The sequence below is a fragment of the Labilibaculum sp. genome, from assembly GCF_963664555.1.
Lineage (GTDB): Bacteria > Bacteroidota > Bacteroidia > Bacteroidales > Marinifilaceae > Labilibaculum.
The window spans coordinates 3,882,930-3,896,620 of the sequence record NZ_OY761461.1 but is presented as its reverse complement, the minus strand read 5'-3'; the positions used below and the strand labels follow the sequence as shown (position 1 = coordinate 3,896,620).

Here is a 13,691-nt window from a genome sequence, read left to right as displayed (position 1 = left end):
CATTTAGGTATATATGTATTTTATTTATTTTTTTTGTCATTTTTTCACCTTTTCGGATAGTGGATTTTTCGCTTAAATGGACATTATAGATATCATGCAAACAAATAGGGAAAAATTAAATCGCTTTTTATCGGGTAAATATTCATTCAATGACTATTTGTCCATATCCTCTTATTTCAAAAATGAAGAGTGTCATGAAGAGTTGAAGAAACATATGGAAGAGGAGTGGAATGAAACGAAACCGACTGAGGATAACAAGGAACGTTTGGATGGAATTTTGAACCGCTTGCATGATCATATAAACAGTACGGGCAAAATAAAAGAAAGTGTCTTTCAGTCGTTTTACAATGTATTCTCAAAAATTGCCGTTGTTTTATTGATTCCTGCTTTAATTACCATTTGTGTTTTATCGTACGTTTCAATTAATTCTCATGGAAAGATTGAATCCTGGGCTGAAATTCATTCTCCAATTGGATCACGAGTGAAATTTCAGTTGCCGGATGGAACTCAAGGATGGCTGAATAGCGGATCCTCCATTAAATATCCAGTCAATTTTGCACAGAATCGGAAAGTTGAGATGTCCGGTGAAGCCTGGTTTGATGTTGTGCATATCAATTCGGATGGATTTAGGGTACTGACACCCTATTTTAATGTTGAGGTGGTTGGTACTCAGTTTAATGTGAATGCATATGATGATGATATAACTACCGGGGTTATCCTGGAAAGAGGAAAAGTAATTGTGCTTGGCAAAGATGAAAGTGTGAAAGGGGAACTTGAGCCTAATCAACAATTGGTGTATGATAAATCAACAAAGGAACTTGTTAAATCAAACATTGACGCAAAAAGCTACACAAGTTGGAAGGAAGGATTGCTGGTATTTAAGAATGCTACTATGGCAGAAATAGCAAAAAGACTGGAACGAAGATATAATGCCGAAATAATTCTGCATGGCGATTCATTAAAGGCTTCAATATTCAGGGCAACTTTTCAGGACGAAAATCTCGAAGATATTTGCAAAATGTTATCAACTGTGGCTCCCATACAGTATAAAATTCACAAAAGACTACAACAACCAGACAGCACTTTCCTAAAAAAGAAAATAGAAATGTGGTTAAAATAAAATATAAAACAAAAAAAATGCCTATGACAATGTTATAAAAAAAACAGGGAGGTATTTGCACTACCTGCCCTGTCGATTAATTAGAATTTAACTTTAAGAAGTAGTAAATCCATTAATTACAAATTTATGAAAAAAAACAAAACCTGCAGGCTGTTGGAAGACAATGGCTTGTTAAAAATGCTTAAGATTATGCGTTTAACCATTTTTATCTTATTTGTTTCTATATCGCAAACGTTCGCGATTAAATCTTACGCTCAGTTGGCTAAAATCACATTAGACATGAAGAATGTAAGTGTGGAAGAAGTTATCGACCAAATAGAAAGTAACTCGGAGTACTTTTTTATGTATAACAATGATTTAATTGATGTTAGCCGTAAGGTAGATATCAAGGTCGAAGAAATCAAGATTGATCAGGTATTGGATAAACTATTTGAAGATACTGATGTTTCTTATTCGATTCTCGATCGTCATATCCTGCTGGTGAACAGTGAGGGAAAAGAAAAAAACAACTTGCAGCAAAAGTCAGTTTCTGGAAAAATCAAAGACTCTTCCGGTATTCCACTACCAGGAGCAACTGTACTTGTAAAAGGTACTACAAACGGTACAATAAGCGATATTGACGGAAATTATGTTCTTTTAAATGTTCCAGCTGACGCAATTCTTGTGTATTCATTTATTGGAATGAAATCGCAGGAAATTTCTTTTGATGGAAGTGCAAACGTTAATGTAACATTAACCGAAGAAACAATCGGGTTGAATGAAGTGATAGCTGTTGGTTATGGCACACAGAAAAAAGCAAATTTGACTGGAGCCGTAGGAAGTGTTCAGATGGGGGATATGGAAAGCAGACCTTTGACTAATGCCAGTTTGGCTTTACAAGGTACTGTTTCTGGAGTATATGCTTTGCAAAGTTCAGGAAAACCAGGAGATGATGATGCGGTTATTTCCATTAGAGGTGTTGGAACATGGACTGATAATTCACCATTGGTACTGATTGATGGATTTCCTGGCAATATGTCTGATGTTAATGCAACTGACATTGAATCAATATCAGTATTAAAAGATGCAGCATCTTCTTCCATTTATGGAAACAGGGCTGCCAATGGAGTTATTTTGATTAGCACAAAAAAAGGAACTGCCGGCAAGATGAAAGTGAGCTATAACGGCTATTTTGGCGTACAGAAAGCAACCCGTTTGCCAAGTGTTTTAAATTCGGTAGAATATGCCACACTTCGTAACGAGGCATCGGCAAATTCAGGAAGTGTTCCAAATTACACCGATGAAGATATTCAAAAGTATGCAGCACACAATGACCCAATGTATCCTGATATTGATTATTTTAAAGTGTACTATGGTCAGGCAAATACACAGAATCATCGTGTAAATATGTCTGGTGGTAATGAGAATGTGCAGTACGCGTTTATGCTTGGGCATTTAAATCAAGATGGTATTATGGTAGCAACCAGTTACAAAAAGACCGATTTTCGTTCGAACATAGATGCTTTTTTCTTAAAAGATAAAAAATTAAGGCTGTCTACTAAATTGGCTGGTAACCTTGGTGTTAAAGGTGAGCCTACCAGTGTTTGGAATGCTACATGGTATGCCACACTCGCCCCAATATATCCCCTTAAAAACGCAGAAGGAGAGTATATGAGCGTAAACGGGGAATTAAATCCTTATGCCGAAATTAAAACTGGTAGTACAGCAGAAACGAAACGCTATAATTTTAGTGGGCAGGTTGAAGCTGAATATGAAATTGCTAAAGATTTAAGTGCGCAGGTTACATATGGATATAATGTTGTTACATCAAACGGGAACCGTTTTAATGCGAATGTAGTATTAGCAAATAAGGACGGAAGTTCAAAAACAGAATCATCAGATTTGGATGTTCGTAATAATACAGATGTTCAGACAATGTTGACTTCTTTATTGAAATACAACAAAATATTTGGAAAACATGAGTTAAAATTGTTAGCCGGTTATTCTGAAGAAGAGTTTACTTACGATTGGCAAAGTGGCTATCGAAAAAACTTTGTTAACAATGACCAGCGAGTACTCAATCTTGGCGATGCTGCTACTCAGAAAAATAATGCCGGGAGTTACGACCTTGGTTTGCGATCCTACTTCGGGCGTATAAATTATGTATTTGATAACAAGTACTTGTTTGAAGCTAACATTAGAAGAGATGGATCTTCGCGATTTGCTTCAGGAAATCAGTGGGGAACGTTTCCATCTTTTTCAGGAGGTTGGATTATTTCGAAAGAAGATTTTATGCAAGATGCTAATTGGCTTAATTTCTTGAAGCTACGTGCCTCTTGGGGACAGCTTGGAAATGAGAAAATACCAAACTATTATAACGGGAGTGATATCTTGCAGTCAGGTAAAGATTATTCGCTTGGAGGTGCCCTATATTCAGGTGTGGCTTTAGAAGATATGATCAATAAAGATTTATCATGGGAAACATCAGAACAATTGAATTTTGGTATAGATATGACATTGAGAAATGGCATGGAACTGACCGTTGATTATTTTGACAAAAAAACAAAAGGTTTACTTTTAGATCGACAAATTCCATGGACTATGCAATTGAATGCACCTTTCGTAAATGCCGGTGAAGTTCAGAATAAGGGAATTGAAGCTTCTTTAACCTACCGGAAAACGTTTTCAAATGGTCTTAAGTTCCGTACTACGTTTAACGCATCTCACGTTGTAAATAAAATTACAAAAATGGATCCGGAGAAACTTACTTCTCCCAAGGCTCAAAAAGTGGGGGACGCCATTAATTCATTTTATGGCTACAAGATGGATGGAATTTATCAGGTCTCTGATTTTGACTATGATGGAAGTACGTATACTTTAAAGCCTGGTGTTGTTTCTGTTTCAAACTATGTTGCGCAGCCGGGAGACATTAAGTTTAGAGACCTTAACGGCGATGGCGTTGTAGATCAGAATAACGACAGAACAGTAATTGGGAAACAGTTCCCGGATCTTACTTATTCGTTGAACCTAAATTTGGAATGGAAACAATTTGATTTTAGTGCATTCTTTCAAGGTGTACAAGGCATTGATGGCTATTTTTATTATGAAATTGCTACGCCATTTAGTGGTGTTGCCAATCTAGGCTCATGGTGGAAAGACAGATGGACACCTGAAAATCCATCCAACACTATGCCACGGGTAACTTTAGACGAATATCGTACGAATGTTCATTCGTCTTTCTATGTGGAAGATGCATCCTACCTCCGTTTGAAGAATATTGAATTGGGGTATACCCTTAGTCCTGAAATTGTTTCCCGAATTGGATTAGGTTCCGTACGAATTTATGGAAGTATCCAAAATGCTTTTACCATCACGAATTTTAAAGGTTTTGATCCTGAGCAAAAAGTTGATCAAACCAGAGCTGAGGCTTTTCCTCAGGTTCGTGTGATGACTATGGGTATAAATGTTAACTTTTAAAAGATCCTAACGATGAAAAATACAAATAAAATCATTACTATATTTTTTCTTTTATCAGTTTTGTTTGGTTGTTCAGACGATTTTCTTGATAAAACGCCTCTTGATAGGTTGTCCCCTACCACATTCTATAAAAACGAAACCCAGGCTAAAATGGCACTAATGGGTATTTACAATGCCATTCAGCCAAATGCCACACCGACTCATTTTTATCAGTTTGAATTTATGTCGGATAACGGTTATTGTCAGGCAGCATGGCAGGGTTCAAATGAAATTGGCTCATGGAGTACCAATTCAAACAGCTGGGCTCCGAATGCAAAATGGCAACAAGATTATAAAATCCTTACCAGGGCAAATCAATTTATGAAAGACATCAATACAGCTCCGGTAAGCGACGAAGTGCGAACTCAGATGGTGGCGGAAGCAAAATTTTTACGAGCTTATGCCTATTCTGATTTAATTACTTTTTTTGGAGATGTGCCACTTATAACCGAAGTGCTGACACTTGATGAAGCCTACGTATCACGAAATGCTAAAAGTGAAGTTCTTACTCAAATTCTTTCTGATTTTACTGATGCTATCGCTGTATTACCAAAATCTTATTCTGAGGTAGGACGTGCGACTAAAGGTGCAGCATTGGCCTATAAAGCAAAAATCTTGCTTTATAATGAACAATGGGATGAGGCTGCACAAGCAGCTAAGGATGTTATGGATCTTGAGGTTTATGATTTTTTCTCAGACTACTCTGGTCTTTTCACAGAAGCCAAGGAGAATAATAGTGAAGTTATTTTTGATATTCAATACACAACAAATCAACCCCAACCATGGCCGGCAGAGCCATTTGTTCTGGGTACCTGGCAAACGTCGAACATTACAGCCGATATGATTAATTCATATTACATGACCAATGGGTTGCCGATAACAGATGCAACATCCGGTTACAACGATCAGGATCCTTATACAAACAGAGATCCAAGACTTGCTAGTACTGTAGTTCTTCCGGGTTCAACATATGGCGATGCTACTTTTATTCCTGCCAGTTATGCTGAATACCCTTGTGGCGCCAAACCACGTAAGTATGCGGAGTATGGAGTTGCCGACGTCAACACCAGTACCCTGAATACGATCTTGATGCGATATGCAGACATCTGCCTGATGCGTGCTGAAGCGCTAATCGAATCTGGTAGTACGGATCAGGAAATTTATGACCTGATTGATGCTGTTCGTGCAAGAGTGGGAATGCCTGCTGTTGAATCTGTTGAAGGAACCGGGCTTAACCAAACTCAACTTCGTGAAATAGTAAGACATGAAAGAAGAGTCGAATTTTGCATGGAGGGAACACGGTATGCAGATATGCTGCGTTGGAAAGATGAATCCTTAGTACATGATGTGTATGGTTATGACAAATCGAAATTATCTGACCCTGCAGACCCAACTAAATGGGTGTTCGAACAGATTAAGATAACTACTATAAACTTTAATGCAAGCAAGGGGTGGTTGTGGCCAGTACCTCAAGGAGACATTGATATTAATGAAAATTTACTCCCGAATAATCCTGGGTATTAAAAATATCAATTAATAAGGCTAAGCCAAGGTCTTTTTTAAGATCTTGGCTTTTGTTTTTGAACTAATTCTTACGCTTTTTGGTTCTTATTGATCCACAAAATAAACCACTGACAAGATTTGCAAATGGAATCTATTTCATTTTTTTAAAATCAAATTTCCGGGAATTTTAAAATAGATATGAATCGAAATTAATAAGTATAGATTTTAATTGTGAATAACACTTTTATTGTCGAATAAAAAAACATTTCGACAAAAACATCGATTAATGAGGGGAAATTCACAAATGGGTTCGCTTAAAACTTGCAAATTCCTAAAATACACATTTCAGAAAATCAATTTGTAAATTTAAATGGTAAGGTCTGTATTGGTTGTCGCATGGTGTATAATACGCATCTCCAAATTATAAGCAATAATTTGACCTCCCTGTGTGGCAACTTCCTATATTTTTTATTTATTTTCGGAATTCGTATATTAAAAAGTATTTTAAACCTTTTTTTTGAAAGTGTGAATAAATCAAAACTAATGGACAGGTCGTATGGTAAATATTTGTAATGGAAATGTTATTTCTGCGAGAAAAATTCACTCTTAAAGCAATACTTTCAGCTGAATCTGTTAAATACAGTTTCTCGCTATCTGTTTTTAATTCGTTTGTCCAACAAGCTGCTGCAACCAAAAAACCAATAGTAACTCAAAGAAACAAATTATGCGAAAAATTATTTACCTGTCTTTTATTTGCTTGTCCATATGGATGGCTTCTTGCGCTCCTGACGGATATGAGAAAACTCAATTTGGAATAAAAGCTGCAATTGACTCAACTGAGATTGAAGTACAGTTTTTCTCACCTGAAATTGTTAGGATTATCAAATCGAAGCAAGGCTTCAATTTCGAAAAAAAATCTCTTTCGGTAATTAAATCGCCGGAAGCACAACTACTGGAAATAAATAAAACAGATCAGTTGATTACTGTAAAAAGCAGCGCACTTCAGCTGACCCTCGATCTTGTAAGTGGTAAGATTGAATTTGCTGACCTGAACGGAAATGAATTGCTGACAGAAAAAGAAGCTGGTTCCAGATTTACTCCGTTTGATGATGCCGGCAAAGCCAGTTTCACGGTAAAACAAGCCTTTGCATTGGAAAATGATGAAGCACTTTACGGACTTGGGCAGATTCAAAATGGCAAGCTGATGCAAAGAGGCCAAACCCTCGAAATGAAGAATTCAAATCTGAATATTACGATCCCTTACTTCTATTCCTCAAAAGGTTATGCTCTTTATTGGGATAATTATGCCGTAAACACTTTTGTAGATAATGATGAAGAAACTTCGTTTGAGGCAATTGGTGATTGTGCCGATTATTATTTCATGTATTCAGGGATAGGAACAAAGGCAGTGGCACAAATGCGAGACTTAACAGGTCAGGCGCCCATGATGCCATTATGGACATTTGGATATTGGCAATCCAAAGAACGCTATAAAACTCAGGACGAGCTGGTAAATGTATTGAAAGAATACAGAAAATTGCAGGTTCCGATTGACGGAATGATTCAGGATTGGCAATACTGGGGCAAAGACAGTATGTGGAATGCCATGACTTGGAAACCAATTGAATATCCTAACCCGAAAGTCATGGCTGATCAGGTTCACGGAATGAACGGTCACCTGATGGTGGTTGCATGGCCGGGATTTGGTCCGTTAACCAAGCAATACAAAGAATTTGAGTCGAAAGGCATGCTAATAAATTTTGATACTTGGCCACCCAATGGAGGTGTTAAACCTTATGATGTTTATAACCCGGAAGCCCGCGATATTTATTGGGATTATTTGAACAAGGGTGTATTCTCGATTGGAACAGATGCCTGGTGGCTTGATTCTACAGAACCTGACCATATTAATGTGAAAGAGAGCGATTTTGTAGAACCTACTTTTCTTGGGTCATACCAATCGGTGTCTAATGCTTTTTCTCTGGAACATACCAAAGGAATTTACGATCATCAACGGGAAACGACCTCTGAAAAGCGGGTGTATATTTTAACCCGTTCATCATTTGCCGGACAGCAACGAAATGGCGCCAATTCATGGTCGGGAGATACCGGTTCGAGTTGGGAAAATCTGGGAAAACAAATTCCGGCTGCCGTAAACTTCTCATTGAGTGGTGTACCATATTGGAATGCAGACATTGGAGGTTTCTTTGCCGGCAGATACAATAAAGACGGTGGTGCTAAAAATCCTGAATATCAGGAGCTTTATGTTCGTTGGGCTCAGTTCGGTGCCTTAACTCCAATGATGCGTTCGCATGGAACAGATATTCCTCGTGAAATTTATCAGTTTGGTAAACGAGGAGATTGGGCTTTTGATGCCATTGAAAAGATGATTAAGCTGCGTTACCGAATGCTTCCTTATTTGTATTCAACAGCTTGGCAGGTAACCAGCAATTCAGGTTCGTTTATGTATGCGCTGCCCTTGCTTTTCCCTGATGATAAAAAGGTTGCTGATTTGAATGATGAATATGTATTTGGTCAGTCTCTGTTGGTAGCACCTGTTATAAAACCCATGTATACCGGTAAAAATAATGATAAGGTTTTCAGTAATTTTAGTAAAACCGATAGTCGCCGGATTTATCTGCCTGCCGGGACTGAATGGTTTGATTTTTGGACAGGCGAGAAATTGGCTGGCGGTCAGGAAATAAACCGAGAAGCACCAATTGATCTGATCCCATTGTATGTGAAAGCAGGTTCTATTTTACCATGGGGCCCTGAAGTTCAATATGCATCAGAGAAAAAGTGGGACGATCTGGAGATTCGTATTTATCCCGGTGCTGATGGTGAATTTACTTTGTATGAAGATGAAGGAGACAACTACAATTACGAAAAAGGAGCTTATTCAACTATTTCTTTCAAATGGGACGACGCACAGCAAACATTGAGTATTTCAGACCGAAAGGGAGAATTCTCAGGCATGTTGTCTGAACGTCAGTTTCGTTTGGTTTTGGTGAATTCAATTTCAGGAACTGGTTTGGCTGAAAATACTCCTGTGAGAACAGTAACATACATCGGTAAAGCTCTGTCAGAAAAACTTTAAATCATTGTTTAATATGAATACAAACCGCAGAAATTTTCCAAACAAGCCTGTATAGCAGGAGGATTTTTCTGTGGTTTTTTCTTTCGGGGTTTGATTTAAAGTCTAATTCTCTTTTGGGAAATTAACAGGTGACTTCATTATTTCATCATATAGATTATTTATCTGTTGAAATAATGAAATATGGAGATAGAGAAGAATTTGGTGATCTGTTTAAAAGTGTTCTTAACGTTTATAGAATTTGTGAATATTAATATGTTTACATGTAGCTATTTTTGATTAGGTGACTTTTTTGTTTTTCGAATAGTGGAAATTGATCTTAAATGGACACTGTAGATATGGCATATTCAGAGTACCATTTAGATTTTTGCATTGATTCTTTTCTTTATTCTGAAGAACATCCAATTAAAGTTGTGCAGATATTGAAGAAAACGTATTTTGTACTTTTATTTTGAACCTTACAATTTAATAGAACCTAAACCCAAAACTGAAATGAGATCATCTATTTTTTTCTTATCCATTTTTATACTGGCTTTCTTTGCTTCCTGCCAACCTAAAAAGGCGATTAAAACCTTCAATAAAAACGAATTTAAATCCTGGGCGCAAACTCCACCTATGGGTTGGAACAGTTGGGATTGTTATGGACCAACCGTTGAAGAACATGAAGTGAAAGCCAATGCCGGCTATATGGCTGAAAAGCTAAAAGCTTATGGTTGGGAATACATTGTGGTGGACATTCGCTGGTTTGTCGAAAATGACAAAGCAGGAGGATACAACCAAACAGATCCGCGTTATGTGATTGATGAATACGGACGTTACCAACCTGCGGTAAATCGGTTTCCTTCAGCAAAAGAAGGTAAAGGGTTTAAAGAATTAGCAAATTACATTCATAATAAAGGCTTAAAATTTGGGATTCATATCATGCGTGGCATACCGAAAGTGGCTGTAGAAAATAAATTGCCAATTAAAGGAACAGACGGTATTACAGCTGATCAGATCTATTCCACAGAACTACAGTGTGAATGGTTGAAGGACAATTATACGATTATAGCAGATAAATCAGGTGCACAGGAATATTACAACTCAATTTTTGAATTGTATGCCGAATGGGGTGTTGATTTTATCAAAATTGATGACTTGTCACGCCCGTATCATCAAGGAGAAATTGAACTGATTCGCAAAGCGATTGATCACTGTGGCCGTCCGATTGTCCTTAGCACTTCCCCCGGAGAAACACCCATTGAAGCAGGGGAACATGTGCAAAATCATGCCAATATGTGGCGAATGGTTGATGATGTTTGGGATACCTGGGCACACATCACCCATCTAATGGATATTTGTCAAAAATGGTATCCTTACATTGCACCTGGAACCTGGCCCGATTGCGATATGATTCCATTGGGACGCATCTCTATTCGCGGGGAGCGTGGAAATGACCGCATGACCCGTTTGAGTATGGATGAGCAATACACACTAATGACTTTGTTCACAATTTTCAAGTCGCCGTTAATGTTTGGAGGTGATCTTCCAAGTAATGATGAGTTTACACTTTCCTTGTTGACGAACCAGGAAGTATTGGAAATGCACCGTGAAGGAAGTAATGTACGTCAACTTTTTCAAAAGGATGGAAAGCTTGCCATTACTTCTAAAAATTCCATTACCGGTGATATTTATCTTGCCCTTTTCAATATTTCAGATTCACCTGTGGAAGTTGCTGTTGAGCTAAATGAAATTGGTGTAAATTCAAACTGTAAGGTGATTAATTTGTGGACGGGCGAAGAAATCAGTACGACTTCGGATACATTTGGCCGTGAATTAGCTGCTCATGCTTGTGGATTGTTCAAATTAAGACAGTAAAATAATTTTAAGACAGAAACATAATACTCTATGAAACGATTTTATTTATTGCTGAGCTTGATTGTTTTATCGTTATTTCAGACCGTGTTCGCTAACGAACCCGATTCAGCTTATGTGTTTTCTTATGCTACAGTTAAAAATAACGGCAGCAACGGATTGCATTATGCCTGGAGTACTGATAAAAAAAACTGGCATGGCATTGGTCCGGAATATAGATTCCTTTTCAGTGATTTTGGACGTTGGGGAAGTCAAAAAAGATTGATCACACCCTATGTTTTTCTGGATCAGAAGGAACAGTGGCACTGCATTTGGACTTTAAATGAAGAAGTCGGGCAGTTTGCACATGCAGCCACAAGTGATTTATTTACCTGGGGCAGACAAGCCTATCCCTATGTAATGGACAAAGGCAATGTTCTTTTGCCGGAAATTTCCTTTCAGACTGGTTCAGGAAATTATCTGATTAGCTGGCTGAGCGATCAGGATGGAAGTCAAAAGGTATATAAAACAACGACTACAGATTTTAAAACCTATACAACGACAGTTGAAGGAAGCGAAAGTGATCGTTTAAACGACCGCGTTGTTGTTATGATTGATGGTGAAAAACAAACAGGTATCATTCAAAAAACATCATGGAAAACAATTGATGGTTTGATTAAACATTATGAATGGAGTCAGTACCATGAACAACAAAGAAATGAAAGTCTGAGTGAAGATTCTCAACGATTCAAATCATTAAAAGCGCTGGATGCTGAAATTTCCATCGATTTGGAAAAAAGCAAGTCCATTAGTGATTTATTGATTGGAATATTTTTTGAAGACATCAATTATGCTGCCGACGGTGGTTTGTATGCCGAATTAGTTCAAAACCGTGGATTTGAATATGCTCTTAGTGACAGAGAAGGGCATGACAAGAATTGGAATAGTACCACTGCATGGAATTTCACCGGTGATAAAAACAGCTTCAATATTGATACGGTCACTCCAATCCACCCCAATCAAAAACACTACGCTGTTTTATCAATTAAAAAGCAGGGGGAGGCCTTGGTTAACGAAGGTTTTGATGGCATTCCTCTGAAAGCCGGTGATAAATACAATTTTTCTGTTTTTGTTCGCGGATTGGATGGGGCTAAAGGTAAATTGCTGATTCGTTTGGTGGATGAAAACGGGAAAGTATATGCTGGAGCTTTCAGCAAAAGCATTAGTGCTGATTGGAAAAAACAGGAATTTGTGATCATTGCAAACGGTGATTGTGATAAAACTCATCTGGAAATAGTTCCGCAATTTACGGGCAAAGTGGCATTGGATATGGTTTCTCTTTTTCCAAAGAATACATTCAAAGGGAGAAAGAACGGCTTGCGGGCAGATTTGGCTCAAACAATTGCTGATATTCATCCTCGCTTCATTCGTTTTCCGGGTGGTTGTGTAGCACATGGCGACGGTCTCGACAACATCTATCGCTGGAAAAACACGATTGGCCCGCTGGAAGCCCGGATGCCGCAACGGAATATCTGGGGGTATCATCAAACTGCAGGCTTGGGCTATTTTGAATATTTTCAGTATTGTGAAGATACCGGGGCTGAACCATTGCCGGTGCTGGCTGCAGGTGTGCCCTGTCAGAACTCCGCAACCGGAGGAGACGGACAACAAGGCGGCATTCCAATGTGCGACATGGGTGATTATGTGCAGGAAATTCTCGACCTGATTGAATGGGCCAATGGGGATAAAAATACCACATGGGGAAAACGAAGAGCTGAAGCCGGACATCCTCAGCCTTTTAATCTGAAATACATTGGAATTGGAAATGAAGATCTGATTACTGATATTTTCGAGGAACGTTTTACCATGATTTTCAAAGCTATTCAGGAAAAATATCCTGAAATCACAGTGATTGGTACTGTTGGCCCAACTTATATGGGTACCGATTACAGAGAAGGCTGGGAATTGGCTGCAAAATTAAATGTTCCAATGGTAGACGAACACTACTATCAGTCTCCTGGCTGGTTCTTAAATAATCAAAACTATTACGACAAATATGACCGTTCCAAACCCAAAGTTTATTTAGGAGAATATGCAGCACACATAGCCGGCCGTAAAATGAATATCGAAACAGCCCTTTGCGAAGCATTGCACCTGAGTAACGTTGAACGCAACGGCGATGTGGTTAGTATGACATCTTTTGCACCGTTACTGGCCAAAGAAGGACATACACAATGGAATCCGGATCTGATTTATTTCAACAACACAGAAGTGAAGCCTACGGTTGATTATTACATACAAAAGCTTTATGGTCAAAATTCAGGCGATGAATATATTCCTTCAACAATTACTTTGTCTGATAACCGGAAGGAACTAAAAAAACGAATAATTTCATCGCTGGTGCACGATAGTAAAACAGGTGATTACATTTTGAAACTAACTAACCTGTTGCCGGTTGAAGTGAACTCAACGATTAATTTGGAACAACTTCAGATAAAAGAAACAGAAGCAGTTGTAACAATTTTAAAGGGTGAACTTATCAACGAAAACTGCACCCCGGTAAAAAGTTCAATGGTTATCAATAAACAGTTTAATTATCATATACCTGCGCACTCCTTCTCTATCATTCGAATTAAATCAGAATAA

At 38.1% G+C, this 13,691-nt stretch carries 6 protein-coding genes; all 6 read left to right on the top strand.

Features of this window, described 5'->3' with window-relative positions; translation table 11 throughout:
* Nucleotides 1-94: 94 nt before the first annotated feature.
* On the top strand, nucleotides 95-1,120 hold the full coding sequence (locus ACKU4N_RS15335; protein WP_321317815.1) for a FecR family protein: 1,026 nt from the start codon (nucleotides 95-97) through the stop codon (nucleotides 1,118-1,120).
* A 126-nt stretch (nucleotides 1,121-1,246) separates the two neighbouring features.
* Nucleotides 1,247-4,576, top strand: coding sequence for a TonB-dependent receptor (locus tag ACKU4N_RS15330; protein ID WP_321317813.1), 3,330 nt, complete (start codon nucleotides 1,247-1,249; stop codon nucleotides 4,574-4,576).
* A gap of 12 nt (nucleotides 4,577-4,588) precedes the next feature.
* Nucleotides 4,589-6,139 (top strand): RagB/SusD family nutrient uptake outer membrane protein, encoded by a 1,551-nt coding sequence (locus tag ACKU4N_RS15325; RefSeq protein WP_321317812.1) that lies wholly within the window; start codon nucleotides 4,589-4,591, stop codon nucleotides 6,137-6,139.
* Nucleotides 6,140-6,842: 703 nt separating this feature from the next.
* A complete protein-coding gene (locus ACKU4N_RS15320; protein ID WP_321317811.1) occupies nucleotides 6,843-9,215 on the top strand; it encodes a glycoside hydrolase family 31 protein in 2,373 nt (790 codons plus the stop codon).
* Nucleotides 9,216-9,704: 489 nt separating this feature from the next.
* Nucleotides 9,705-11,069 (top strand): beta-L-arabinopyranosidase, encoded by a 1,365-nt coding sequence (locus tag ACKU4N_RS15315; RefSeq protein ID WP_321317807.1) that lies wholly within the window; start codon nucleotides 9,705-9,707, stop codon nucleotides 11,067-11,069.
* Nucleotides 11,070-11,099: 30 nt separating this feature from the next.
* Complete coding sequence (locus tag ACKU4N_RS15310; RefSeq protein WP_321317806.1) at nucleotides 11,100-13,691, top strand: alpha-L-arabinofuranosidase family protein; 2,592 nt, start codon at nucleotides 11,100-11,102, stop codon at nucleotides 13,689-13,691.